Here is a 25077-nt window from a genome sequence, read left to right on the forward strand (position 1 = left end):
GGGGACGGAGCGGGCAGGGGCGGATGGCGGCGTGGATCGGCCTGAGGACGCGCGGAGTCCGGGGCCGGGAGGCACAGGCCGGGATGAGCACCGCGGAGTACGCGGTGGGAACGATCGCCGCCGCGGGTTTCGCGGCGGTGCTCTACAAGATCGTCACCAGTGGCCCGGTCTCCACGGCGATGCGGCAGCTGATCGAGCGGGCGCTCGATGCGGGCTTCTGAAAGTCGGGACCGGGGCTATGTCACCGCGGAGACCGCCGTGGTGGTTCCCTCCCTGATCGCGCTGCTCGGTCTGCTGCTGTGGGGCGGGGCGGCGGTGGTCGCACAGGTCCGCTGTGTGGACGCGGCGGGCGCGGGAGCGCGGGCGGCGGCGAGGGGCGAGCCGCCCGAGAGGATCCACCGGGCCGTGCGGGAGGTCGCCCCGCGGGGAGCGGGTCTGGAGACGTCCCGGGAGGGCGATCTGGTGCGGGTACTGGTCACGGCGAGGGCGGCCGGCCCCGGTCCGCTGGGCGTGGAACTGGAGGCCGAGGCGGTGGCGTATGCGGAACCGGGGTGATCGCCGGCCACCCTGCGGAGGTGTCCGCTCCGGGGAGCGGGGTTCGGCCACGGTATGGGCCGCGCTGTGCGGACTGGTGCTGTGCACGGTGGCGGTGGGCGTACTGGCACTGGGGCAGGCCGTCGTCACGCGCCATCACGCGGGCGCGGCGGCGGACGCGGCGGCGCTCGCGGCGGCCGATCACGCTCTTCGGGGCGCTCAGGAGGCGTGCGCCGCCGCGCGGCGGGTGGCCGCCGCACAGCGGGCGAGGGTGGTTCGCTGCCAGGTGCGGGAGGAGATCGCGGACCTCACGGTGCGGGTGCGGGCGGGTCCGTACTCCGCCGGGGTGAGGGCTCGGGCGGGGCCTGCCGCAGCAGCTCCGTGAGGAGCCGTACCGCGCCGCGCTTGTGCAGGGGGTCGTTGCCGTTGCCGCACTTGGGCGACTGGATGCACGACGGGCAGCCGCTGTCGCACTCGCACGCGGCGATGGCCCGGCGGGTCGCGGTCAGCCAGTCGCGGGCGGTGTGGAAGGCGCGTTCGGCGAAGCCCGCGCCGCCGGGGTGCCCGTCGTAGACGAAGACCGTCGGCAGCAGGGTGTCTGGGTGCAGCGGTACCGAGACACCGCCGATGTCCCAGCGGTCGCAGGTGGCGAAGAGCGGCAGCATGCCGATGGAGGCGTGCTCGGCGGCGTGCAGGGCTCCGGGCAGCACCTCGGGGCCGATCCGGGCGGCACCGAGCTGGTCCTCGGTGACCGTCCACCACACCGCGCGGGTGCGCAGGGTGCGCGGCGGCAGGTCCAGCTTGGACTCGCCGAGCACCTCGCCGGTGACGAGCCTGCGGCGCAGATAGGAGACGACCTGGTTGGTGACCTCGACCGAACCGAAGCACAGCCGTGCCTCGCCCCACGGGATCTCGGTGTCGGTCTCCAGCACGGAGACCGAGGTGGTGTCCCTGGCCATCGTCGTCCAGGGCGGGCTCGCCTCCTCCACCAGGGCGACCGAGTCCTCCAGGTCGAGACGGCGGACCACATAGGTGCGGCCCTGGTGGAGGTGGACCGCGCCGTCGTGGACGGTGGTGTGGGCCGCCGCGGCGTCGACCGTGCCCAGCAACCGCCCGGTGCCGTCCTCCACCACCTGGACGGGCCGGCCGCCCTGGCCTCGGATGTCGGTGAGGTCGGCGGCCCGCTCGCGGCGGGTCCAGTACCAGCCCGTCCCCCGGCGGCGCAGCAGTCCGCGCCGCTCCAGGAGCGGCATCAGCTCGGGCACGGACGGTCCGAACAGTTCGAAGTCCGCCTCGGTGAGCGGTGCCTCCGCCGCCGCGGCACACAGATGGGGGGTGAGGACGTAGGGGTTGTCCGGATCCAGGACGGTGGACTCCACGGGGCGGCGGAAGATCGCGTCGGGGTGGTGGACGAGGTAGGTGTCCAGCGGGTCGTCCCGGGCGACGAGGACGGCCAGGGCGCCCTGGCCCGCCCGCCCGGCGCGTCCGGCCTGCTGCCACAAGGAGGCGCGGGTGCCGGGATAGCCGGCCAGGATCACGGCGTCGAGGCCGGACACGTCGATGCCGAGTTCGAGCGCGGTGGTGGCGGCCAGCCCGAGGAGTTCACCGGAGTGCAGGGACCGCTCCAGGGCGCGGCGTTCCTCCGGCAGGTAGCCGCCCCGGTAGGCGGCGACCCGACCAGCCAGGGCGCGGTCCACCTCCGACAGCCGCTCCCGGGCGATCACCGAGATCAGCTCGGCGCCGCGCCGGGAGCGTACGAAGGCGACGGTCCGCACGCCCTGGACGGCGAGGTCGGTCAGGAGGTCGGCGGCCTCGGCGGTGGCGGTCCGCCGTACCGGGGCGCCGCGCTCGCCGTGCATCTGCGTCAGCGGGGGCTCCCAGAGGGCGAAGACCACCTCGCCGCGGGGGGAGGCGTCCTGAGTGATCTCGGTGACGGGCAGGCCGGTGAGACGGGTGGCCGCCTCGCCCGGCTCGGCGGCGGTCGCGGAGGCCAGCAGGAAGACCGGCTCGGAGCCGTGGCGGGCGCACACGCGCCGCAGCCGGCGCATTACCTGGGCGACATGGGAGCCGAACACGCCGCGGTAGGTGTGGCACTCGTCGACGACCACATACCGCAGGGCGCGCAGGAAGGAGGACCAGCGGGAGTGGGCGGGGAGTATCCCGCGGTGCAGCATGTCGGGGTTGGTGAGCACGTGGTTGGCGTACCGCCGCACCCACTCGCGCTCCTCGACCGGGGTGTCCCCGTCGTAGACCGCCGGACGGACGGCGCTGCCCAGCGGCGCGGCCAGTTCGCTCACGGCCCGCCGCTGGTCGGAGGCCAGCGCCTTGGTCGGGGCGAGATAGAGGGTGGTGGCGCCGCGCCCGTTCGGGGCCTGCGCGCCCTCCAGCAGCACGCTGAGCACCGGGGCCAGATAGGCCAGCGACTTGCCCGACGCCGTACCGGTGGCGACCACCACCGATTTCCCCCGCAGCGCGTGCTCGGCGGCACGGGCCTGGTGCTCCCACGGACGGTCGATGCCGGCGGCGCGGATCGCAGCGACCACTTCCGGCCGAATCCGACCAGGCCAGTCCGCATGACGACCGTTCCGTGGGGGCAGGTGCTCCACATGGGTGATGCGCACGGCCCGGTCGGCCCCCGCGGCGAGGCTTTCGAGGACCGCTCGGGGAGACGGGGACGGGGGATGTGCGCCTGCGGACGCCGCACGGTGGTTGGTGGCCATCGGAATCGAGTGTGTCACCGGCGCGACGGACAATGGCCGCAAGGCGTCGTGCAGGCCCCCGGGTAAGTGATTGAATGCTTCTGCGGCTGCCGATCCGTCCTCTACCTTCGGCGGGGAGACGACCTCCCCACGTCCGGTGGGGATGGCCCGCCCCCACCTTCCGGTGGGGAGGCGCCAAGGGGGCGGACCGCTCGATAGCAAGGTGCTGGAGGATCTGTGGACCTGTCCCTGTCGACCCGTACCGTCGGCGATCGCACGATCGTCTCGGTGGGTGGCGAGATCGATGTATACACCGCGCCCAAGCTGCGCGAGCAGCTGGTCGAGCTGGTGAACGACGGCAGCTACCACCTGGTCGTGGACATGGAGGGCGTTGACTTCCTCGACTCCACCGGCCTGGGTGTGCTCGTCGGCGGACTCAAGCGCGTGCGCGCCCACGAGGGATCTCTGCGTCTGGTCTGCAACCAGGAGCGCATTCTCAAGATCTTCCGTATCACCGGCCTGACCAAGGTGTTCCCCATCCACACCTCGGTCGACGAGGCCGTGGCGGCCACCGACTGAGAGCCGAGCCGAACAAGCTCGCACAAGGCGCGCAGGGGCGCCGGACCGGCACCTGACCGGTCCGGCGCCCCTGAACGGCCGTCAGTCAGCAGGTCACCGGGTGACCGCAGGCATTACCGAGGGGGATGGCATGGCCACCGTCGAACTGCGCTTCAGCGCGCTGCCCGAGCATGTGAGGACGGCGCGCCTGGTGGCGGCCGCCGTCGCGCGCCGGGCCGGTGTCGACGACGCCGTACTGGACGAGGTACGGCTCGCGGTGGGTGAGGCGTGCAGCAGAGCGGTCGGTCTTCACACCGGCCAGGGTCTCGACACACCCGTCCGGGTGTCGCTGACCGAGGACGAGAAGGTCTTCCGCATCGAGGTGGGCGACGACGTTCCCCAGGGGGCGCGGGGCGCGGCCCGCACCTCTCCCGAGGGCGCGGACGGCGTCGAGGGCGACGACGAGGTCGACATGGGGCTCGCGGTGATCAGCGGGCTGGTGGACGATGTCGAGGTGACCGCCGACGAGCGCGGCGGCCTGATCCGCATGAGCTGGCCGACCAACCCCGAGCCGCTCGACTGACCGTCCCGCGCGGGTTCGCCCGCGTGGCCGGTCGGCTTTCCGGCCCTCGGCCCCGGCTTCCCGGCCCTCCCGGGCCGTTCCAGGCGCCCCTTCCCGGGGCGCCTGTCCCATGTCCGGTCCCGTCCGGTCCCGTCCGCCTGTCCCGCCCCGGCCCGCCTCCGTTCCAGGCCCGCCTCCGTTCCCACCCTGCCGCGGCCTGCCTGCGCATATCCGTCCCGCGCCCCGTCCGGGATCTCCCCGGGTATTCCGAGATCTTTTCCTGCGTGTCGCCGGAGAGGAATATCTCGGCCGTTCAGGGGAATTATCTCCGGTGCCCGCTATTCGATCTTTGCGGGTGCGGACCGGCAGGAAATACCGCACTCTGTTGTGAGCCGAAGCGGCTCTCTACAATCCGTCCACATCTTTGCAGCAGGACGCCTGAGCGTGCTTGCGCGCGCCCATGTGCCAAACGTCAAGGAGGACGAATGGCGGGGCACCACACCCCTTTCCAGGCTTTCCAGCCTTTCCAGGACCGGCTACAACTGGCCGACGCCGTGCTCACCAGCGGCAATCGCGGCCTGGTGCTGGTGATCGCGCTCGTCGCCGCGGCAGCCCTGGTGGTCGCCGTGGTGCTGGTGCGTCAAGTGCTCGCCGCGGGCGAGGGCACCGACAGCATGAAGGAGATCGCATCCGCCGTACAGGAAGGTGCGAACGCCTACCTCGCGCGGCAGTTGCGTACCCTCGGCATATTCGCCGTCGTGGTCTTCTTCCTGTTGATGTTGCTCCCGGCCGACGGTATGGGCCAGCGAATCGGACGCTCGGCGTTCTTCCTGGTCGGCGCCGCTTTCTCGGCGGCCACCGGCTATATCGGCATGTGGCTGGCCGTACGCAGCAACGTACGGGTCGCGGCCGCCGCCCGGGAGGCGACTCCCGGTGAGGGAGAACCCGCGAAGGACCTGACCGAGGTGTCCCACCGGGCGATGAAGATCGCCTTCCGTACGGGCGGGGTCGTCGGCATGTTCACCGTCGGCCTCGGCCTGCTCGGGGCCGCCGTCGTGGTGCTCGTCTACGCCGCCGACGCGCCCAAGGTGCTGGAGGGCTTCGGCCTGGGAGCCGCCCTGATCGCGATGTTCATGCGAGTGGGCGGCGGCATCTTCACCAAGGCCGCCGACGTGGGCGCGGACCTCGTCGGCAAGGTCGAGAAGGGCATCCCCGAGGACGACCCGCGCAACGCCGCCACCATCGCGGACAACGTCGGCGACAACGTCGGCGACTGCGCGGGCATGGCCGCCGACCTCTTCGAGTCCTACGCCGTCACCCTGGTGGCCGCGCTCATCCTGGGCACGGTCGCCTTCGGCGACTCGGGGCTGGCCTTCCCCCTGCTCGTCCCGGCGATCGGCGTCCTCACCGCCATGGTCGGCGTCTTCGCGGTCGCGCCGCGCCGCGCCGACCGCAGCGGCATGACCGCCATCAACCGCGGCTTCTTCATCTCCGCGGTGATCTCCCTGGCCCTGGTGGCCGTCGCGGCGTTCGTCTACCTTCCGGGCAGCTTCGGCGAGCTGGAGGGCGTCACCGACACCGCCATCGCCGGCCACGACGGCGACCCGCGCGTCTTCGCGCTGGTCTCGGTCGCCATCGGCATCGTGCTCGCCGCGCTGATCCAGCAGCTCACCGGCTACTTCACCGAACCGAGCCGCAGGCCCGTGCGCGATATCGGCAAGACCTCGCTGACCGGTCCCGCCACCGTGGTCCTCTCCGGCATCTCCATCGGTCTGGAGTCCGCCGTCTACACGGCGCTGCTGATCGCGCTCAGCGTCTACGGCGCCTTCCTGCTGGGCGGCGCCTCCATCATGCTGGCGCTGTTCGCCGTCGCCCTGGCGGGCACCGGTCTGCTCACCACCGTCGGCGTCATCGTCGCGATGGACACCTTCGGACCGGTCTCCGACAACGCCCAGGGCATCGCCGAGATGTCCGGCGACGTCGAGGGTGCGGGCGCCCAGGTGCTCACCGACCTCGACGCGGTGGGCAACACCACCAAGGCCATCACCAAGGGCATCGCCATCGCCACCGCGGTCCTGGCCGCCGCCGCCCTCTTCGGCTCCTACCGCGACGCGATCGCCGGCGCCGTGTCGGACGTGGGCGCCCGGGCCGGGGAGCTGGGTCTGAGCCTGGACATCTCGCAGCCGAACAACCTGGTCGGCCTGATCCTCGGGGCCTCCGTCGTCTTCCTCTTCTCCGGGCTGGCCATCAACGCCGTCTCCCGGTCGGCGGGCTCGGTGGTCTTCGAGGTGCGGCGCCAGTTCCGCGAGCGGCCCGGGATCATGGACTACAGCGAGAAGCCCGAGTACGGCCGGGTGGTGGACATCTGCACCAAGGACGCGCTGCGCGAACTGGCCACCCCCGGTCTGCTGGCCGTCATGGCGCCCATAGCGGTCGGCTTCACACTCGGCGTCGGCGCGCTGGGCTCGTTCCTCGCGGGCGCCATCGGCGCGGGCACGCTGATGGCGGTCTTCCTCGCCAACTCCGGCGGAGCCTGGGACAACGCCAAGAAGCTGGTCGAGGACGGCCATCACGGCGGCAAGGGCAGCGAGGCGCACGCCGCGACGGTCATCGGCGACACGGTCGGCGACCCGTTCAAGGACACCGCGGGCCCCGCGATCAACCCGCTGCTGAAGGTGATGAACCTGGTGGCGCTGCTGATCGCGCCCGCCGTGGTGCAGCTCAGCTACGGCGACGACGCCAGCGCCGGCGTGCGGGCCGCCATCGCGGTCCTCGCACTCGGTGTCATCATCGGGGCGGTCTACGTCTCCAAGCGGCGCGGTATCGCGGTCGGCGGCGAGGACGGTGAAGGCGGTGAAGGCGGCGGGAAGGACGCCGGCGGCACGGCCGGACGCACTTCCCGGGCGCCGGGTTCCTCCGGCTCCCCGGACACGCCGGGGCCGTCAGGTCCCTCAGGTCCCTCCGAGCCCGGTGCCCCGGTGGCGGCACCGTAGCGGGTCCGGCGGGGCTTCGTACGGGAGGAGCCCCGGCGCATGGCGGTGGGCGGAGCCCTGGCGCTCCGCCCACCGCCATGCGCCGGGGCGGGTCGTGTGAGATGTGCTCAACGCAAATGGGCATCTAAGCCTCATACATGACTTATTAGCCCCGCCGGCCCACGGCCGGTGAACCTCCTGCGTGTATGTTCCGGGCCGAACACCCACGAAGGGATCGATCCGGAGTGAACAAGAAGCTTGCTGCCGCGCTGTCCGGCACCGCGGTGCTCGTGCTCGCCCTGAGCGGGTGCGGCGACGAGGGCAACGAGAAGGCCGAGCGATGGGCCCAGGAGTACTGCGACTCGCTGCAGAAGCAGAACAAGACCATCGACGGCGCCAACCAGGCACTCGCGCGGATCACCGAGGGGGACAAAGCCCCCGAGGAGGTCAAGAAGACCGACGTGGAGGCCTTCGGCGACCTCTCCACCGCCTACAAGGCCCTGTCCGCCGCCGTGCGCAAGGCGGGCGTCCCGCCGCTGGAGGACGGCTCCCGGATCCAGAAGAACGCGATCGGCCGGCTCGACGCGCTGTCGGCCACGTACGCGGACCTCCGCGAGCGGGCCGAGGCCCTGAACGAGAAGGACCGGTCGGAGTTCGCCGACGGGCTGCAGGACATCGCCGGGGAGATGGACAAGCTCCCCAAACAGTTCGGCGAGGTGGAGAAGGCACTGGGGGAGTTCCGGCAGGGCGATCTCCAGGAGGCGATAGCGGGTCAGAAGGGCTGCCGGAGGCCGTCGCCGGCGCCGTCCGCCTCGGCGGCGTAGCGGAAGGCGGTCAACGGAGGGCAGCGGCAGAGGACAGTGGCAGAGGGCAGCGGCGGAAGGCAGGAAGCCGGGGGAGCCGGGGACAGCCCGGAAGCAGCCCGGAGACAGCCCGGAGACAGCCCGGAGGCAGAGAGCGCGCGGGGGCTTACGTACGCCGGGGCGCTCCGCGTGACAATGGGGAGGTGAGTGACCGCCTCCCCACCCCCGGACCCGCCCTCCCCCGGCTGCGCGATGCCTTCCTCGCCGCCGGCTTCACCCCCGACGGGCTGCTGGAACTGCTCGGCGCCCCCGCCTACGCGGCCCTGGCCCGCAACGAGACCGTTCCCGCGCTGCGCGCCACGCGCGGCGGCGGGCGGCTGGAGACGCTGGTGCGGCTGTTCCTGCTCCAGCGGCCGGTGCCGTACGAACGGGCCCGCTCGGCGCTCCCGGCCGACGACGCGCTCACCGACGGCTGGCTGCGCCGCCACACCGGAGCCGGCACGGACGCGGGCGGAGACGGCGACGCCGTCTCCGCCACCGTGGACGTTCGCCCGTACGCCGGACCGGAGGGGCTGAACTGGTGGATCGTCTCCGACCTCGGCTGTGCGGTCGGCGGAGCCGGCGGCATCCGTACGGCCGAGGGCGCCGGTACGGGCACGGCTGCGGGCACGGCCGGCTGGTCGCGGCTCGTCCTCGGCGTCGGCGGCGCCTCGACGACCCTGGCGGGCATCACCGTGCGCGCCCCCGTGGCCCGCGCCCTGGACCTGGGCACCGGCTCCGGCGTCCAGGCCCTGCACGCCGCCCGGCACGCCGGCTCCGTCACCGCCACCGACCTCAACCCCCGCGCCCTGCGCCTGGCCCGGCTCACCCTCGCCCTGTCCGGAGCGCCCGAGGCCGAGCTGCGCGAGGGCTCCCTCTTCGAGCCGGTCGAGGGCGAGGCGCCCTACGACCTGATCGTCTCCAACCCGCCCTTCGTCATCTCCCCCCGTGCGGCGGACGGCACCCGTCTGACCTACCGCGACGGCGGCATGGGCGGCGACGACCTGTGCCGCACCCTCGTCGGGCGTTCCGCCGCCCACCTCGCCGACGGCGGCTACTGCCAGCTGCTGGCCAACTGGCGGCACATCGAGGGCCGGGACTGGAGCGAGCGGCTGGCCTCCTGGGTGCCGGAGGGCTGCGACGCCTGGATCGTGCAGCGCGAGGTGCAGGACATCGCCCAGTACGCCGAGCTGTGGCTGCGCGACGCCGGTGAGCACCTGGGCGACCCGGCCGCGTACGCAGCGCACTACGACGCCTGGCTGGAGGAGTTCGAGGCCGGCGGCACCACCGGTGTCGGCTTCGGCTGGATCACCCTGCGCAAGTCGGGCGCGCGGCACCCGTCGGTCACCGTCGAGGAGTGGCCGCACCCGGTGGAGCAGCCGCTCGGCGAGGAGGTGCGTGCCCACTTCGAGCGCCGGGACTTCCTGCGCACCGCGGACGACGCGGCCCTGCTCGCCACCCACTTCGTGCTGGCCGATGAGGTCGCCCAGGAGCAGATCGGCAGGCCCGGCGCGGACGACCCGGAGTACGTGGTGCTCCGTCAGAACCGCGGCATGCGGCGCGCGACGAGGGTGGACACGGTCGGCGCGGGCTTCGCCGGCGTGTGCGACGGATCGCTTCCGGCCGGCCGCATCGTCGACGCCATCGCCCAGCTCCTGGGCGAGGACCCGGTGGGGCTGCGCGACCGCACCCCGGAGTCCATCCGCCTCCTGGTCGAGCAGGGCTTCCTGCTGCCCGCGGGGGAGGAGTAGGGGGCGGGGGCGGTACGGGGGGACCGGCGGTACGGAACCGCCGGGGCGGGCGGACCGGATGTTTGGCCGGAGCTCGCCCGGCTGTCCGAACGGCGTTCACCCGGCGTTCTCCGCCGCGATCCCCGCGGGTGCCACCGTGCTCCGCATGGAAAGCGGACCCGCCGTCTTCGCCGGAGCGGCCTTCACCCTGTTCGGCGCCGGACTGCTGCTGTGGACCTCGGTGCGCGTACGACTGCGCGAGCCGGTGGCCGAGGGGGCCGGGCAGGTCACCGCGGCCGTGCTCGCCTCGGTGTTCGGTGCGGCCTTCCTGGCCGCCGGGCTCTGGGCGTTCACACGTCTGTGAACCGTCCGGCCCCGGAATCCGGGGAGCGGGAGCGGCCCGCGTCTCCTGCCGTCAGGAGGCACGGGCCGCCGGGGTGCGCGCCCTCATGGCGCCGGTCACCGCTGGGCCGTCAGCCGCGCAGGACGCGGCCCTGCTTGTCGGTGCGGTCGTTGCTGGTGAGGAAGAGGATTCCGTCGATCAGCGACCAGAAGCCCAGACCGCCGCAGGTCAGCAGCTGTGCGACCGCCATGCCGGTGTGGCCGGTGTAGAAACGGCCGATGCCCAGGCCACCCAGGAAGATCTGCAGCAGACCAGCGGTGATCTTGGACTTGTCGGAGTACGGCTGGCCGTTGGGCGCGGTGCCGGGGAACGCCATGGGTGGCTCCTTCGTGCTTCAGATGGGGACACGCCACGGCCGCTGATGTCATGTACCAGACGTGCCATGGCGGAATCCCAGACCGCCGAGACCCGGCGAAGGTTGCGGCGAATCCGAGGTCGTGATCGAACAGTGATCCGACGGCACGTCACTTACCTGCGAAAACGTCCGGCACCCGGACTCCCCGCAGACGGTGGGCAGCGGGCGGAGGCGGCCGGCCGGGCTCAGCCGACCAGGTTGCGCACCACCGCCCACGCCACGGCCGTCCCCAGCACCACCGCCGTGCCGGCCTTCCCCAGCGTCGGCCGGTAGCGGCGTCCGCGCAGCCCCTCCACCAGCCAGCGCCCGCCGAAGTACGCGGCCGCCGGGACGCCGAGGGTCAGCAGCAGGGCGTTGTCGTGGAAGGCCGCGACGACGTCCCCGTGCATCAGGTCGTACGTCATGCGGGTGCCGCCGCACGCCGGGCACAGCAGCCCGGTCACCACGTTGAACGGGCAGCGTGGCAGCCACTGCCCGGCCTGGTGCGGGTTGGTCCCCCACAGGTAGGCCGCACCGGCCAGTCCGGCCGCGAGCGCGCCCAGCGGCGGCGCGGCGGGGTGTGTGCGCAGGGTGCGCACGGCGCGGGAGAACACTCCTGCGCCCCGGTTCCCGTCCGCCCTTGCGGCCCCTTCCGCTCCTCCGGCCTCTCCGGCCTCTTCCGTTTCCGCTTCCGTCTTCCCGGACACCATGGTCATCGCGCTCAGCTCCGCAGCACGCGGCCCTGCGCGTCCGTGGGGCTGTCCTGGGTGAGCAGCATGATCCCGTCGATCAGCGACCAGATGCCGCAGCCGCCGCAGGTGAACAGCTGGCCGAGGGCCAGGCCGGTGTGACCGGTGTAGAAACGCCCGATGCCGAAGCCGCCCAGGAAGAGGGAGAGGACACCCGCCACGACCTTGGACTTGTCGGAGTACGGACGGCCGTAGGGGTCGTAGCCGTACGGGGCGTTCGGGTCGCCGGTGTAGCCGCCCGCCGCGGGCGGCGGGGTCTGCTGGGGGTAGCCGTACTCCGGCTGGCCGGGCTGCTGGGGGTAGCCGTACCCGGGCTGACCCGGCTGGCCGGGCTGCTGGGGGTAGCCGTACGCGGGCTGACCGGGCTGGCCCGGCTGCTGGGCGTAGGGGTTGTTCTGCGGCTGCTGGGGCTGGCCGTACGGGTTCTGCGAGCTGGGGTCGGACATGGGAGGTTCCCCCGATGTGTGGCTGGGACGTACAGACGGCCACATCTTGCCAGCCGGTGCGGGGGCGCAGGAATGGCGGCCGCCGGGTTACCGTTCGAGTAACCGAGCGGTGAAGGCTCCGCCGGACGGCCCGGAGGCCCGGGCACCTGCCCACCACCGCGCTCCGGCGGGCACGGCGCCGGGATCCGGACGGCGGATCCAGCGGATCCGGCGAACCCGGGGAGATGGTTATCTCATCGGGTTACCGTTCGAGTGGCGTTGCGGACTTTTCCCGTTTGACACGGGGGCGGGAGGTACCGTCACACTCCGCAGCGAGAGCGCAGCCGCACGAAAGCGTGAAACACGCCGAGAGCAGACCGACCCGACGAAGCGGGACCACCGACCGGAGAAGAGCGAGAAGAAGTTGTCCCCGACCAGCAAGACCGCAGACGGCGGGCGCCGACTCGTGATCGTCGAGTCGCCGGCCAAGGCCAAGACGATCAAGGGCTACCTCGGTCCTGGCTACGTGGTCGAGGCCAGCGTCGGGCACATCCGCGACCTGCCGAACGGAGCCGCCGAGGTCCCCGCCAAGTACAAGGGCGAGTCCTGGGCCCGGCTCGGCGTCAACGTCGACCACGACTTCGAGCCGCTCTACGTCGTCAACAGCGACAAGAGGGATCAGGTCAGGAAACTCAAGCAGCTCCTGGCGGAGTCCGACGAGCTGTTCCTGGCCACCGATGAGGACCGCGAGGGCGAGGCCATCGCCTGGCACCTCCAGGAAGTGCTCAGGCCCAAGGTCCCGGTGCGCCGGATGGTCTTCAACGAGATCACCAAGGACGCCATCCGGGCCGCCGTCTCCAACACCCGCGAGCTGAACCAGCGCCTGGTCGACGCCCAGGAGACCCGCCGCATCCTCGACCGGCTCTACGGCTACGAGGTCTCCCCGGTGCTGTGGAAGAAGGTCATGCCGCGCCTGTCGGCGGGCCGTGTGCAGTCCGTCGCCACCCGTCTGGTCGTCGAGCGCGAGCGCGAGCGCATCGCCTTCCGCTCCGCCGAGTACTGGGACCTGACCGGCACCTTCGCCACCGGCCGCTCCGGCGACGCCGCCGACCCGGCCTCCCTCACCGCCCGGCTGAGCGCCGTGGACGGCCGCCGCGTCGCCCAGGGCCGCGACTTCGGCCCCGACGGGCGGCTCAAGGGCGGCTCCGGTTCCGGCTCCGGTGACAAGGGGGGCGTCCTGCACCTGGACGAGGCCGCCGCCCGCGCGCTGGCCGCCGCCCTGGAGGGCGCCGACTTCGCCGTCCGCTCGGTGGAGTCCAAGCCGTACCGCCGCTCGCCGTACGCCCCCTTCCGTACGACCACCCTCCAGCAGGAGGCCAGCCGCAAGCTCGGCTTCGGCGCGAAGGTGACCATGCAGGTGGCGCAGAAGCTGTACGAGAACGGCTTCATCACCTACATGCGCACGGACTCCACCACCCTGTCCGACACCGCCGTCGCCGCCGCCCGCGCCCAGGTCACCCAGCTCTACGGCGCCGACTACCTGCCCGAGCGCCCCCGCACCTACGCGAGCAAGGTCAAGAACGCGCAGGAGGCCCACGAGGCGATCCGCCCCTCCGGCGACCGCTTCCGCACCCCCGCCGAGACGGGCCTGACCGGCGACCAGTTCAGGCTGTACGAGCTGATCTGGAAGCGGACGGTCGCCTCCCAGATGAAGGACGCCACCGGGCAGTCCGTCACGGTCAAGGTCGGCGGTCGCGGCACGGACGGCCGGGACGCCGAGTTCAGCGCCTCCGGCAAGGTCATCACCTTCCACGGCTTCCTCAAGGCCTACGTCGAGGGTGCCGACGACCCCGGCGCCGACCTCGACGACCGCGAGCGCCGTCTGCCGCGCGTCGAGGAGGGCGACCCGCTGACCGCCACCGCGATGTCCGCGGACGGCCACGCCACCAAGCCCCCGGCCCGCTACACCGAGGCCACGCTGGTCAAGGAGCTGGAGGAGCGCGAGATCGGTCGCCCCTCCACCTACGCGTCGATCATCAGCACCATCCTCGACCGCGGCTACGTCTTCAAGAAGGGCACGGCGCTCGTCCCCTCCTTCCTCTCCTTCGCCGTCGTCGGTCTGCTGGAGAAGCACTTCGGCCGCCTGGTCGACTACGACTTCACCGCCAAGATGGAGGACGACCTCGACCGCATCGCCGCCGGCGAGGCCGAGGCCGTGCCGTGGCTGCGCCGCTTCTACTTCGGCACCGACGAGCCGGGCGCCGAGGGCACCGCCGCCGCGGCGGCCGGGAACGGTGACGGCGACCACCTCGGGGGACTGAAGGAGCTGGTCTCCGACCTCGGCGCGATCGACGCCCGGGGCGTCTCCTCCTTCCCCGTCGGGGAGGGCATCGTGCTGCGGGTGGGCCGCTACGGCCCCTACGTCGAGGAGCCGCCGGCCGCCGAGGGCGAGACCGGCCGCCGCGCCGACGTACCCGCCGACCTGCCGCCGGACGAGCTGACGGCGGAGTACGCCCGGGAGCTGCTGGCCAAGCCCAGCGGCGAGTTCGAGCTGGGCACCGACCCGGAGACGGGCCGCCCCATCGTGGCCAAGGACGGCCGCTACGGGCCGTACGTCACCGAGGTACTGCCCGAGGGCACCCCGAAGACCGGCAAGAACGCGGTCAAGCCGCGCACGGCATCGCTGCTGAAGTCGATGTCCCTGGACACCGTCACCCTCGACGACGCGCTGAAGCTGCTCTCCCTGCCGCGCGTGGTCGGCACCGACCCCGACAGCGACCAGGAGATCACCGCGCAGAACGGCCGCTACGGGCCGTACCTGAAGAAGGGGACCGACTCCCGCTCGCTCCAGAGCGAGGAGCAGATCTTCACCATCACCCTGGACGAGGCGCTGGCGATCTACGCCCAGCCCAAGCAGCGCGGCCGGGCCGCGGCCAAGCCGCCGCTGAAGGAGCTGGGCACCGACCCGGCCAGCGAGCGCCCGGTGGTGGTCAAGGACGGCCGCTTCGGCCCCTACGTCACCGACGGCGAGACCAACGCCACACTGCGCCGCGACGACGACGTGGAGACGATCACGCCGGAGCGCGCGTACGAACTGCTGGCGGAGAAGCGCGCCAAGGGGCCGGCGAAGAAGACCGCCAAGAAGACGGCGGCCAAGAAGACCACCGCGAAGAAGACCGCGGCCAAGAAGACGGCGGCCAAGAAGACGGCGGCCAAGAAGACCACCGCGAAGAAGACGGCCGCCCGGAACACCACGGCGGCCGACGCGGAGTAGCCCCGCGGAGTAAGCACGCGGGGCAGGCATACGTACGGCACGTGCGGGAACCTTCCGCACGTGCCCGTCCGTATCAGCTTCCCCGGCCGCTCCTCCGGCCGCATCGCCGCCCCCGTACCCCCGACCGATAGGCTGGCGGGATGACGCGTGCAGAGCAGCCACCGGTCGTGTCCTCCACCTCCGACGCCCTGGCCGCGGACTCCCGCGAGCGCGCCGTACGGGCCCTGCTGAGGCATGCCCCCCTGCGCCGGCTGTGGGGTGCACAGCTCGCCGGCGGGGTCGGCGACGCCCTCGCCCTGCTGGTCCTGGTGCTGCTGGCCCTCCAGGCGGCCGTCGCCGTACCGGCCATGGGAGGCGCCCCCGTCCTGGGCGGCGGCTACCGCGGCGTGGCGCTCGCCGTCGCCGCCGTCCTCGCCGTCCGGCTGCTGGCCACCCTGCTCTTCGGCGCCGTGCTGCTGGGCCCGCTCTCCTCCCTCACCGCGGACTCCGGCGGCGTGCTCGACCGCCGCTGGACCATGATCGGGGCGGACGGCGTACGGCTGGCGCTGATGATCGTCGCGCCGCTGTGGATCGACTGGACCCCCGACCAGGCGTTCGCGTTCCTGCTGGTCACCGTCTTCCTCACCGGGGTCGCCGAACGGGTCCGTGGCGTGGCCAAGGACAGCGCCGCCCCCACGCTGCTGCCCGCACCGCCCCCCGAGGGCGCGGCGGTGCGCCCCCTGCCGGACCACCACGACGCGCTGCGCCGCCTGTGGCTGCGCACGGGCTTCCTGGCCATCCCGGCGGCCGCGGCGGGGCTGGTCGCGATCACCCTGGTCGGCAACCTGCTGGGTACGGGCATCGAGTGGTTCACCACCCACCAGGCGGCACTGGCGTCGTACGCCGCCGCCGGCCTGTTCTCCGCGTCGATCGCCCTGCTGTACTTCCTGCACCTGCCCGGCGGCGACACCCCGCGCCCCCGCTCCCCGCTGGAGGGCCTGCGCCGCCCCCGCACCGGCAGGCCGGAGAAGGGCGCCGACGGCAAGACCGTCCGCAAGGCCGTGGACAGGGGCCGCACCGGCGCCGCCCCGCTGCTCGTCCTGACCGGCGCCTGCGTGGCCGCCGCGGTCGCCGCGGTCGCCGCGCTCGCGGCGCTGCACGCCATGGACCTGGGCGGCGGTCCGGTCCTGTTCGGGCTGTTCGTCCTGGCGCTGACCGCGGGCACCGCCGCGGGGGTGCGCCGGGCCCCGCGCGTACTGCCCGCACTGTCCCGCAGGCGGCTGCTCGCCCTGTCCGTCGCGCTGGCCGGCCTGGCCCTGCTCGCGGCCGGGCTGACTCCCGACACCACCGCCGTACTGCTGCTGCTCCTGCTCGCGGGTCTGTCCGCCGGGGTCGCCGCGAACACCGGGCACACCCTCCTGGACGAGGAGACCGAGGAGTCCCGCCGCGCCCGGATGACCGACCACCTGCACGCGTGCGTGCACGTCGCCGTCGCGCTCGCGGCCGTCGCCGCGCCCGTGCTGGCGGCCCTCATCGGCCCGCACCGGGTCGCCGGCGGCGACTTCGTCTTCGCCCACGGAGGTGCGGCCTTCACCCTGATGCTGGTCGGCGCGCTGCTGCTGCCGGTGGCGGCCCTCGTCCTGGTCCGCCTCGACGACCGGCAGGGCGTATCGCTGCGGCGCGACCTGCGCGAGGCGTTCGGCGGCGGTGCCGAGCCGCTCCAGGCACCCTCGCCCACCGGTTTCTTCATCGCCCTGGAGGGCGGCGACGGCGCGGGCAAGTCCACACAGGTGGAGGCGCTGGCCGAGTGGATCCGCTCCAAGGGCCACGAGGTCGTCGTCACCCGCGAGCCGGGCGCGACCCCGATCGGCAAGCGGCTGCGCTCGATCCTGCTGGACGTCTCCTCCGCCGGTCTGTCGCACCGCGCCGAGGCCCTGCTCTACGCCGCCGACCGGGCCGAGCACGTCGACTCGGTCGTCCGCCCGGCCCTGGAGCGCGGCGCGGTCGTCATCACCGACCGCTACGTCGACTCCTCCGTCGCCTACCAGGGCGCCGGGCGCGACCTGTCGCCGACGGAGGTCGCCCGGATCTCCCGCTGGGCCACCGGCGGGCTCGTGCCCCATCTGACCGTACTGCTGGACATCTCGCCGGAGACCGCCCGCGAGCGGTTCACCGAGGCGCCCGACCGGCTGGAGTCGGAGTCCGCCGAGTTCCACCGGCGGGTCCGTTCCGGCTTCCTCGCCCTGGCCGCCGCCGACCCCACCCGCTATCTGGTCGTGGACGCGGGCCTGGAGCCCGAGGCCGTCACCACGGTGGTGCGGCACCGGCTCGACCAGGTGCTGCCGCTGTCCGAGGCCGAGATCGCCGCCCGTGAGGAGGCGCGCCGCAGGGCCGAGGAGGAGGCCCGCAGGCGTGCGGAGGAGGAGGCCGCGCGCAAGGCCGAGGAGGAGCGCCTGGAGCGCGAGCGCCAGGAGCGTCTGGAGCGGCTGCGCGCCGAGGAGGAGGAGCGCAGGAAGCGCGAGGAGGAGGAAGCCCGGCGCCGCGAGGAGCTGCGCAGGGCCGAGGAGGCCCGGCAGCGAGCCGAGGAGGCCCGCCGCCAGGCGGAGGAGGAACGCGCCCGCCGGGAGGCCGAGGAGCGCGCCCGCCGCAAGGAGGAGGAGCGCAGGCGCCGCATGGCCGAGGAGGAGGCCCGGCTGCGGGCCGAGGCCGAGGAGCGCCGGCTGGAGAAGCAGCGCAAGGCCGAGGAGGCCCTGCTCCGCGCCGAGCGGGCCCGCAGGGCCGCCGAGGCGGAGGAGGCGGCCCGCCGGGAGCGGGAGGCACGGGAGTCCCAGGAGGCGCGGCGCAGGCACTCGCTGCGCAAGGACGAGACGCCGGGTGCCGGTGCCGGCACCGGAAACGGCGGGAGCGAGGCCGAGGAGACCACCGTCCTGCCGAAGGTCTCGCCGGACGCGGAGGAGACGGTCGTCCTGCCGCAGCAGGCGCCTCCGGCGTCTCCGGCGGGGCCGGCAGCGGCCCCCGGGGACGAGACCACCCGGCTGCCGCGGGTGGCGCCCGGGGAGCAGACGCCCTCGTGGTCGCTGCGCAAGGACGAGCCCGGCACCGAGCCCCCGTCCGCCCCGCCCGCCGCCGGGGAGGAGCGCACCCGGGAGCTGCCGCAGGTCGACGAGGCGGGCCGTCCCCGCCGCCGCCCCGAGTGGGCGGAGGAGACGCCGATGGACGACCTGCCCACCCTCGCCGACGAACTCCTCGGCCCCCACCAGGAGTTCACCGAGGACGAGGAGGACGGCCGCCGGGGCTGACACCCCGCGGGGCCCGCGGGCCGGGGTGCGGCGCGGGCCGGCCGTCCGCGGCTGTCACAGCCGTGCGGAACAATGGCGAAGACGCCGTCCGGCGCCGAACAGCGGATGGCACCGGACGGCACTGAACGGACCGAACGGGCCGAACGGGCCGAACGGGCCGAACGGGCCGGGCGACGCGCGGAGGGAGGGCGACGGGACATGGCCGTATGGGACGACCTGGTCGGACAGGACAGGGTCGTGGAGCAGCTCGCCGCGGCGGCGCGCGACGCCGACGCGTACGTCACGGCCGCCGCCTCCGGTGAGGACGGGGACCGGGCGCCGGGACCGTCCGGGCTCTCCGGCTCGGCGATGACCCACGCCTGGCTGTTCACCGGTCCGCCCGGCTCCGGCCTGGCGACCGCCGCCCGCGCCTTCGCCGCCGCCCTGCAGTGCGTCAGCCCCGACCGCGCCCTGGGCGGCGCACCCGGCTGCGGCTTCTGCGACGGCTGCCACACGGCGCTGATCGGCACGCACGCCGACGTCGAGGTGGTTCGCACGAACCAGCTCAGCATCGGCGCGGACGTCACCCGCGATCTGGTCCGCCGTACCCAGCTCTCCCCGTCCGGAGGCCGCTGGCAGGTGGTCCTCCTGGAAGAGATCGACCGGCTGACCGAGAGTGCGGCCAACGTCCTCCTCAAGGCCGTCGAGGAGCCCGCCCCCCGCACGGTGTGGCTGCTGTGCGCGCCCTCCTCCGACGACGTCCTGCCCACCATCCGCTCCCGCTGCCGCCATCTGGTGCTGCGCACACCGCCGGTGGACGCCGTCGCCGACATGCTGATCCGGCGCGACGGCATCGAGTCGGACGTGGCGGTGGCCGCCGCCCGCACCACCCAGGGCCACATCGACCGGGCCCGGCGCCTGGCCACCGACGCGCGGGCCCGTACGCGCCGCGCCGCGGTCCTCGCCCTGCCCACCCGGATGGAGGACATCGGCGACGCGCTCCGGGCGGCCCAGCAACTGGTCGACGCGGCCGGCGAGGACGCCAAGGAGGCCGTCGAGGATGTGGACGCCAGGGAGACCGAGGAGATGCGCGCCGCCCTCGGCGCCTCCGAGGGCGGCCGGCTGCCACGGGGTACGGCGGGGGTGATGAAGGACCTGGAGCACCGCCAGAAAAGCCGCGCAACCCGCGCCAGGCGCGACTCCCTCGACCTCGCCCTGCTCGACCTCACCGCCTTCTACCGCGACGTGCTGGTCCGCCAGCTCGGCTCACAGGTGATGATCGCCAATGAGGACGTCCGCGACGCGGTGGAGCGGATCGCCTCCTCCACCCGTCCGGAGCAGACGCTGCGCCGCATGGAGGCGGTACTGGAGTGCCGCCGCGCCATCGAGCGCAATGTGGCCCCCCTGCTGGCCGTTGAGGCGATGGCGGTGGCGCTCCGCGCGGGTTGACCTCCTCCTGAGCCGCTGCGGACTCCGGCGGCGGCTCGCCCCCTGGCGGCTTGGGCCCGTATACGCTCCAAGGTCATGGACACCAGGCGTCTGCTCCGTACCGGTGGCGTCGCGTTCGCGACGGCCGCGCTGTTGCTGTCGGGCTGCTCCGGTTCGGACGATCCGGAACCCGAGCGCGGCTCCGAGCCCTCCCGTTCGTCGTCACGCCCTTCGGACGACCGCGCGGTGAACCCGGCCAAGCCGCTCCAGCCGCTGCCCGAGGCGATCCCGGCGAACCTCGAACCGTACTACGAGCAGAAGCTGAGCTGGAAGAAGTGCGGCGTCTCCGGCTTCCAGTGCGCCGAGCTGAAGGTGCCGCTGGACTACGCCGCGCCGAAGAAGTCCGAGGACCTGAAACTCGCCGTCACCCGCAAGAAGGCCTCCGGCCCCGGAAAGCGGCTGGGCACCCTGCACGTCAACCCGGGAGGCCCGGGCGGTTCCGCCGTCGACTACGTTCAGCTCGCGGCGGGCGTCGGCTACCCGGCCCCGGTGCGCGCCCGGTACGACATCGTCGGCATGGACCCGCGCGGCGTGGCCCGCAGCGAGCCCATCGAGTGCCTGACGGACAGGGAGATGGACGAATACGTCCGCACCGACGCCACCCCTGACGACAAGGGCGAGATCGACAAGCTGGCGGCGGCCTTCGAGAAGTTCGCGGAGGGCTGCGAGAAGCGGGAGGGCGATCTGCTCGGCCATGTCTCGACCGTCGAGGCCGCCCGCGACATGGACGTCCTGCGCGAGGTGCTCGGTGATGACAAGCTGACCTACTTCGGCGCCTCCTACGGCACCTACCTCGGCGCCACCTACGCCGGACTCTTCCCGTCCCGCGTCGGCCGGCTCGTCCTGGACGGCGCCATGGACCCCTCGCTCACCTCCGAGCAGCTCAACCTCGACCAGACCGCGGGATTCGACACCGCCTTCACCGCCTTCGCCGAGGACTGCGTCAAGCTCGACGACTGCCCCCTGGGCACCGGGAGCGTCAAGGAGGCGGGCGAGCGCCTGAGTGCCTTCTTCGAGAAGACGGACGCCAGGCCGCTCGCCACGGGCGAGTCGCGGAAACTGACCGAGTCGCTGGCCACGATCGGTGTGCTGAACGCCATGTACACCGAGTACTACTGGCCGAAGCTGCGCTCGGCGCTCACCGCCGCGCAGAAGGGCGACGGCGCGGAGCTGCTGTCGCTGGCCGACGACTACTACGAGCGCGGCGCCGACGGCGGCTACGGCAACATCATGTACGCCAACGCCGCCGTGAACTGCCTGGACCTGCCCGCCCCCTTCAAGAACCCGGCCGAGGCGGAGAAGGCCGTCCCGGACTTCCGCGAGGCGTCCGAGGTCTTCGGCCGCAACTTCGCCTGGGCGGCCCTGAACTGCACGTACTGGCAGCACCCGCCCACCGGCGAGCCCCACCGCATCGAGGCGGAGGGAGCCGCCCCCATCCTGGTCGTCGGCACCACCCGCGACCCGGCGACCCCCTACAAGTGGTCCCAGGGCCTGGCCGGGCAGCTCTCCTCGGCGACCCTGCTGACGTACGAGGGCGACGGCCACACGGCGTACGTGCGCGGCAGCGACTGCGTCGACTCGGCGGTCAACGACTACCTGCTGCGGGGGAAGGTCCCCGCCGACGGCAAGAAGTGCTCCTGATCCGCTGATCCCCTGACCCTTGATCCGTGCCCCGCACCGAATCCGGTGCGGGGCACCCCCGGGCACTGTGTAGACTTGGGCGCGCTGCGGTTCGCCGCACACATCGCCGCCTTAGCTCAGTCGGCCAGAGCGACGCACTCGTAATGCGTAGGTCAAGGGTTCGATTCCCTTAGGCGGCTCCGCCCCTCAGCAGGGGAGAAGGTTCGAACAGAAGGTCCCGTGATCCTCACGGGGCCTTCTGTATTTGCTCGGCGCCGTATGCGAGCGGGCGTGCGCGCGGTCCGCGTGCATCAGACTTTGATGACCTCGACGGCGGGGCCGCAGAACAGGCTGATGTCCTCGGGGTCGGATGTGAGGACGGTGACCGGTCCCGGCGCGGAGCGTGCGATGGCCGCGAGGACGGCGTCGATGGCGTACTTGTGGCCTCTGAGGCGGTGGCCACGCAGCAGTGCGGCCGCTTGGCCGGTGACGTCCTTGGTGACGTCATGGACATCGATCCGGGAGAGCACCCACCGGATGCGGGCGGGGTGGATGCGCTCGTAGTCCGCCTCGAGGGTGGTCATGGCGGTCGTGGCGACCCGGACGCCTTCTTCCGAGGCCGCCTGGACGAGGGCCAGGACGGTGCGGTCCTTGAGGTAGAGCTTGGACAGCCCCTCGCTGTCGAGGAGGAGTGTGCCGGGCATCAGGCCGCGGCACCGCCCGAGTCGCGCTGGTCGTGGCGCAGCATGGCACGGGCCGCTTCGATCTCTTCGCGGGACAGCGGTTCGTTGTCTGTCTCGAAGTCGGCGACGATCTCGCGGAGCTTGTCCATGGCCACACGCTGTTCCAGCGCCTCGGCCACATAGGCGGAGAATCCGCCGGAGCCCACGTGGGCGCGTACGGACTCGGCGAGGTCTTCGGGGAGACTGATGGAGTACTTCTTGCTACCGCTCATGGTCCTGATCCTACCGAAGGTGGTAAAGGTCTCGAGGGTGTTCGCGGCGCCGTACGTGGCTCACCGCGCGTGCGTACGTGGCTGTCACTCGCGGGCGCTGCGTGAGCGGGCGAGGGAGCGCGACCGGGCCGGCGGCCCCCGTCCGGCCCGGCTCGTCGATTAATTCGTTCCTCATCCCGCAGGGAAGGAATTTCGGGCCTCTCGTGGAGGCCGGTGGATGGGTCAGGGGCCGCCGGCGTGCCGCGGTCCCTGACCCGAGTGCTGTCAGTGGTGGGACCGGAGCCAGACCACGGCCAGTCCCACCGCGGCGGTTCCGATACCGGAACAGACGCCCCGCAGGAGGTGGTCGGCGGCGATGCGGCGGCGCCGGAACCCCCACCGGGCGAGGCGCCGCAGGGCGGCCCCGGCTCGCTGAGTGGCGGAGACGCCGTTGCGCTTATGCTGCATGACCGGTGTTCCTTCCAGGTTCTTCGCGGGCTTGCGAGGTCACCGTGCAGAGAGCCCCACCCGACCCGGTGGCGTAGGAAACCTGGGGTCGGGGTGCGGGCTCTCTGGCGCGTGAGGGGTGCGGAATCCGCCTCGGCCCCCACCGCGCCTGTGCGTAGCGCGCTGAGGATGACGGAGCCCTGTCGGCGGGGGTGCGTGGTCCGCGCGGGTGCCGAAGAAGCCGGGGCTCACCGGCGGCCGGGAGTTCGTGCGGTGCGTCCGGCTCTCCGGCCGACGCGGTCGCGGGGCCTTCCCGCTCGGTCGGCCGGGTCAGCCGCCGGGGGCGATGCCGCCGTCGTACGGCACACCACCGACGGACGCGGGCGAAGGGAAACACGCTCTCCGGGCGCGGCTGCGCCGGGCTGCCTCAGTGTGCGCCCCGAGCGCCGTACCGGTGCACGCGAGGGTCATCGAGACCTCCTGCGGACATGTGGACGACTACTGGCCGATCGCTCCAACTCCCCCTCACTGTAGTCGAGTTCACGTGCAGATGCATGTGCATCTGCACGTGCACCTGCATCTCGGTAAACTTTTGTGTTCCGCGTAATACGTTCGCCGTTATCCGAGGCTCCTCGGCGGGAACCGGATCGGGCCGGGGGGTTCGGGCGGCAGGAAACCGAGGCCCGACCGCTTGTCGTCGCGGCGTTTGCTCGGGTGGGGGGCGAAGCGGGCACGTCCGCCCCCGCCTTCCGGCGGCCTCGGAGCTCGCCCGGTAGCCCGTACGGTGACCGCCGGGCCCGGCTCCTCGCCTCAGCCCTTGACGACGCCCAGCGGGACCAGGCGGGCGACCAGGTGGGCCAGGCCCGCGCCCTCGGTGGCGGCGGCGACGGCGTCGACGTCCTTGTATGCCTCCGGGGTCTCCTCGGCCAGGCCGCGCCAGGAGGACGGGCGGACGGCGACGCCGCCGGCCTCCAGCCGGCCGCGCAGCTCCTCGCCGCGGACCCGGCGCAGCGCCTGGTGGCGACTCCAGACCCGGCCGGCGCCGTGGCAGGTGGAGTGGAAGGCGTCGTTGCCGCCTTCGCCGACCAGGACGTAGGAGGCGGTGCCCATGGTGCCGGGGATCAGCACCGGCTGCCCGGCGCCGGAGAGCTGATCGGGCAGGTCCGGGTGGCCGGGCGGCAGGGCGCGGGTGGCGCCCTTGCGGTGGACGCACAGGCGGCGCGGTACGCCGTCCACCTCGTGGGTCTCGGTCTTCGCCATGTTGTGGGAGACGTCGTAGACCAGGTCCACCTCCACCCCCGCCGCCGAGGTGAAGGCGCGGCGTACGGCCTCGGTGAGCAACTGGCGGTTGGCGCGGCCGTAGTTGGCGGCGGCGGCCATGGCGCCCAGATACGCCCGCCCCTCCGGGGAGACGACCGGCGCGCAGGCGAGCTGCCGGTCGGGCAGACGGATGCCGAAGCGGCGCAGCGAGCGGTCCATGACGCGGACGTGGTCGGTGCACACCTGGTGGCCCAGGCCCCGGGAGCCGCAGTGGATCATCACGCACACCCCGCCGGGGCGCAGCCCGAAGGCGGCGGCGGCCTTCTCGTCGTGGATCCGGTCCACGGCCTGCACCTCCAGGAAGTGGTTGCCCGAGCCCAGGCTGCCGACCTGCCGGATGCCGCGCTCCACGGCCCGCTCCCCCACCTGGGAGGGGTCGGCGTCCTCCAGCGCGCCGTAGTCCTCGCAGAAGGTCAGGTCGCGCGGTACGCCGTGGCCCTGTTCGACGGCGTACCGGGCGCCCCGGGCCAGCAGTTCCTCCATCTGCGGGCGCCCGGAGAGCCTCCACAGCCCGCCGGGGCCGGTGCCGCGCGGGACGGTGTCGCCGAGGGTGTCCATCAATTCCCGCAGGCGGGGCTCCAGTTCCCCGCGGTCGATGCCGGCGGCCAGCAGGCGTACCCCGCAGGAGATGTCGAAGCCCACGCCGCCGGGCGAGACCACGCCGGCGTCGTCGACGTCGGTGGCGGCCACCCCGCCGATCGGGAAGCCGTACCCCCAGTGGACGTCGGGCATGGCGAAGGAGGCGCGGACGACGCCGGGGAGGGTGGCCACGTTGGCCACCTGCTCCAGCGCCTGGTCGCCCGCCGCCTCGGGCAGCAGGTCGCGGGTGGCGAACACGGTGCCGGGCACGCGCATCGCGCCCCGCCGCTCGATGCGGAAGCGGAACGGGCTCTCCTCGGTCAGGATGATGTCCACGGTCCCCTCCGGGT

Annotated in this window: 21 protein-coding genes and 1 tRNA gene; 14 read left to right on the plus strand and 8 right to left on the minus strand. The window is 73.0% G+C overall.

Annotated features, from left to right (window positions below; translation table 11 throughout):
• Positions 1–83 precede the first annotated feature (83 nt).
• From BM237_RS23220 to BM237_RS23230, 3 genes are read left to right on the plus strand one after another with little or no spacing between them, the layout of a single operon-like run.
• Positions 84–221, plus strand: coding sequence for a DUF4244 domain-containing protein (locus BM237_RS23220; RefSeq protein ID WP_241713936.1), 138 nt, complete (start codon positions 84–86; stop codon positions 219–221).
• Positions 208–555 (plus strand): TadE family type IV pilus minor pilin, encoded by a 348-nt coding sequence (locus BM237_RS23225; RefSeq protein WP_093851671.1) that lies wholly within the window; start codon positions 208–210, stop codon positions 553–555. The genes BM237_RS23220 and BM237_RS23225 overlap by 14 nt, the downstream gene beginning before the upstream one ends.
• A complete protein-coding gene (locus tag BM237_RS23230) occupies positions 539–919 on the plus strand; it encodes an Rv3654c family TadE-like protein (protein ID WP_093851672.1) in 381 nt (126 codons plus the stop codon). Before BM237_RS23225 ends, BM237_RS23230 begins: the two co-directional genes overlap by 17 nt.
• On the opposite strand, the gene BM237_RS23235 is transcribed toward BM237_RS23230, so the two are convergent.
• On the minus strand, positions 843–3308 hold the full coding sequence (locus tag BM237_RS23235; RefSeq protein ID WP_093851727.1) for a DEAD/DEAH box helicase: 2466 nt from the start codon (positions 3306–3308) through the stop codon (positions 843–845). The genes BM237_RS23230 and BM237_RS23235 overlap by 77 nt on opposite strands.
• A gap of 162 nt (positions 3309–3470) precedes the next feature.
• Between BM237_RS23235 and bldG the strand changes: the two genes are divergently transcribed.
• From bldG to BM237_RS23265, 6 genes are all read left to right on the plus strand, one after another.
• A complete protein-coding gene (gene bldG / locus BM237_RS23240; RefSeq protein ID WP_093657489.1) occupies positions 3471–3812 on the plus strand; it encodes an anti-sigma factor antagonist BldG in 342 nt (113 codons plus the stop codon).
• Between the two features lie 130 nt (positions 3813–3942).
• Complete coding sequence (locus BM237_RS23245) at positions 3943–4374, plus strand: ATP-binding protein (RefSeq protein ID WP_093851673.1); 432 nt, start codon at positions 3943–3945, stop codon at positions 4372–4374.
• Between the two features lie 464 nt (positions 4375–4838).
• Complete coding sequence (locus tag BM237_RS23250; protein WP_093851674.1) at positions 4839–7346, plus strand: sodium-translocating pyrophosphatase; 2508 nt, start codon at positions 4839–4841, stop codon at positions 7344–7346.
• A 224-nt stretch (positions 7347–7570) separates the two neighbouring features.
• On the plus strand, positions 7571–8149 hold the full coding sequence (locus BM237_RS23255; protein ID WP_245793960.1) for a small secreted protein: 579 nt from the start codon (positions 7571–7573) through the stop codon (positions 8147–8149).
• Between the two features lie 182 nt (positions 8150–8331).
• Positions 8332–9918, plus strand: coding sequence for a DUF7059 domain-containing protein (locus BM237_RS23260; RefSeq protein WP_093851676.1), 1587 nt, complete (start codon positions 8332–8334; stop codon positions 9916–9918).
• A 145-nt stretch (positions 9919–10063) separates the two neighbouring features.
• The gene (locus BM237_RS23265; RefSeq protein WP_093851728.1) at positions 10064–10261 is read left to right on the plus strand and encodes a hypothetical protein; all 198 of its coding nucleotides are present in this window, start codon (positions 10064–10066) and stop codon (positions 10259–10261) included.
• Positions 10262–10370: 109 nt separating this feature from the next.
• Here BM237_RS23265 and BM237_RS23270 read toward each other — a convergent pair whose 3' ends face one another.
• The 3 genes from BM237_RS23270 to BM237_RS23280 form a co-directional block, all read right to left on the minus strand.
• A complete protein-coding gene (locus tag BM237_RS23270; protein ID WP_093851677.1) occupies positions 10371–10616 on the minus strand; it encodes a TM2 domain-containing protein in 246 nt (81 codons plus the stop codon).
• 224 nt (positions 10617–10840) lie between these two features.
• Positions 10841–11233, minus strand: coding sequence for a DUF2752 domain-containing protein (locus tag BM237_RS23275; protein WP_425443734.1), 393 nt, complete (start codon positions 11231–11233; stop codon positions 10841–10843).
• Between the two features lie 122 nt (positions 11234–11355).
• Positions 11356–11829: a TM2 domain-containing protein gene (locus tag BM237_RS23280; protein ID WP_093851678.1), complete on the minus strand. Its 474-nt coding sequence runs from the start codon at positions 11827–11829 to the stop codon at positions 11356–11358.
• Between the two features lie 403 nt (positions 11830–12232).
• Here BM237_RS23280 and topA point away from each other — a divergent pair, with 403 nt between their 5' ends.
• From topA to BM237_RS23305, 5 genes are all read left to right on the plus strand, one after another.
• Positions 12233–15082: a type I DNA topoisomerase gene (gene topA / locus BM237_RS23285; protein ID WP_093851679.1), complete on the plus strand. Its 2850-nt coding sequence runs from the start codon at positions 12233–12235 to the stop codon at positions 15080–15082.
• Positions 15083–15222: 140 nt separating this feature from the next.
• On the plus strand, positions 15223–18360 hold the full coding sequence (gene tmk, locus BM237_RS23290; RefSeq protein WP_093851680.1) for a dTMP kinase: 3138 nt from the start codon (positions 15223–15225) through the stop codon (positions 18358–18360).
• Between the two features lie 198 nt (positions 18361–18558).
• Positions 18559–19788, plus strand: a complete 1230-nt coding sequence (locus tag BM237_RS23295) for a DNA polymerase III subunit delta' (protein WP_093851730.1) — start codon at positions 18559–18561, stop codon at positions 19786–19788.
• Positions 19789–19863: 75 nt separating this feature from the next.
• A complete protein-coding gene (locus BM237_RS23300; protein ID WP_093851681.1) occupies positions 19864–21468 on the plus strand; it encodes an alpha/beta hydrolase in 1605 nt (534 codons plus the stop codon).
• Positions 21469–21573: 105 nt separating this feature from the next.
• A tRNA-Thr gene (locus tag BM237_RS23305) sits at positions 21574–21647 on the plus strand.
• A gap of 111 nt (positions 21648–21758) precedes the next feature.
• Here BM237_RS23305 and BM237_RS23310 read toward each other — a convergent pair.
• From BM237_RS23310 to BM237_RS23325, 4 genes are all read right to left on the minus strand, one after another.
• On the minus strand, positions 21759–22151 hold the full coding sequence (locus tag BM237_RS23310) for a type II toxin-antitoxin system VapC family toxin (protein WP_093851682.1): 393 nt from the start codon (positions 22149–22151) through the stop codon (positions 21759–21761).
• Positions 22151–22402, minus strand: a complete 252-nt coding sequence (locus BM237_RS23315; RefSeq protein WP_093851683.1) for a hypothetical protein — start codon at positions 22400–22402, stop codon at positions 22151–22153. The genes BM237_RS23310 and BM237_RS23315 overlap by 1 nt, the downstream gene beginning before the upstream one ends.
• Positions 22403–22666: 264 nt before the next feature.
• Positions 22667–22849 carry a hypothetical protein gene (locus tag BM237_RS23320; protein WP_093851684.1) on the minus strand — a complete coding sequence of 61 codons (183 nt, stop codon included), beginning with the start codon at positions 22847–22849 and terminating at the stop codon, positions 22667–22669.
• Positions 22850–23638: 789 nt separating this feature from the next.
• Complete coding sequence (locus BM237_RS23325; RefSeq protein ID WP_342746253.1) at positions 23639–25063, minus strand: RtcB family protein; 1425 nt, start codon at positions 25061–25063, stop codon at positions 23639–23641.
• Between the last annotated feature and the right edge of the window lie 14 nt (positions 25064–25077).

The organism is Streptomyces mangrovi (genome assembly GCF_900114215.1).
Classification (GTDB): Bacteria; Actinomycetota; Actinomycetes; order Streptomycetales; family Streptomycetaceae; genus Streptomyces; species Streptomyces barkulensis.

Bases quoted from the DNA above. Each gene is read 5' to 3' on its own strand.
- BM237_RS23250 (WP_093851674.1), top strand. From the start codon at position 4,839: ATGGCGGGGCACCACACCCCTTTCCAGGCTTTCCAGCCTTTCCAGGAC.
- BM237_RS23295 (WP_093851730.1), top strand. From the start codon at position 18,559: ATGGCCGTATGGGACGACCTGGTCGGACAGGACAGGGTCGTGGAGCAG.
- BM237_RS23300 (WP_093851681.1), top strand. From the start codon at position 19,864: ATGGACACCAGGCGTCTGCTCCGTACCGGTGGCGTCGCGTTCGCGACG.
- tmk (WP_093851680.1), top strand. From the start codon at position 15,223: ATGACGCGTGCAGAGCAGCCACCGGTCGTGTCCTCCACCTCCGACGCC.
- BM237_RS23270 (WP_093851677.1), bottom strand. From the start codon at position 10,616: ATGGCGTTCCCCGGCACCGCGCCCAACGGCCAGCCGTACTCCGACAAG.
- BM237_RS23320 (WP_093851684.1), bottom strand. From the start codon at position 22,849: ATGCAGCATAAGCGCAACGGCGTCTCCGCCACTCAGCGAGCCGGGGCC.
- BM237_RS23220 (WP_241713936.1), top strand. From the start codon at position 84: ATGAGCACCGCGGAGTACGCGGTGGGAACGATCGCCGCCGCGGGTTTC.
- BM237_RS23310 (WP_093851682.1), bottom strand. From the start codon at position 22,151: ATGCCCGGCACACTCCTCCTCGACAGCGAGGGGCTGTCCAAGCTCTAC.
- BM237_RS23315 (WP_093851683.1), bottom strand. From the start codon at position 22,402: ATGAGCGGTAGCAAGAAGTACTCCATCAGTCTCCCCGAAGACCTCGCC.
- BM237_RS23225 (WP_093851671.1), top strand. From the start codon at position 208: ATGCGGGCTTCTGAAAGTCGGGACCGGGGCTATGTCACCGCGGAGACC.
- BM237_RS23230 (WP_093851672.1), top strand. From the start codon at position 539: ATGCGGAACCGGGGTGATCGCCGGCCACCCTGCGGAGGTGTCCGCTCC.
- BM237_RS23265 (WP_093851728.1), top strand. From the start codon at position 10,064: ATGGAAAGCGGACCCGCCGTCTTCGCCGGAGCGGCCTTCACCCTGTTC.
- BM237_RS23245 (WP_093851673.1), top strand. From the start codon at position 3,943: ATGGCCACCGTCGAACTGCGCTTCAGCGCGCTGCCCGAGCATGTGAGG.
- BM237_RS23280 (WP_093851678.1), bottom strand. From the start codon at position 11,829: ATGTCCGACCCCAGCTCGCAGAACCCGTACGGCCAGCCCCAGCAGCCG.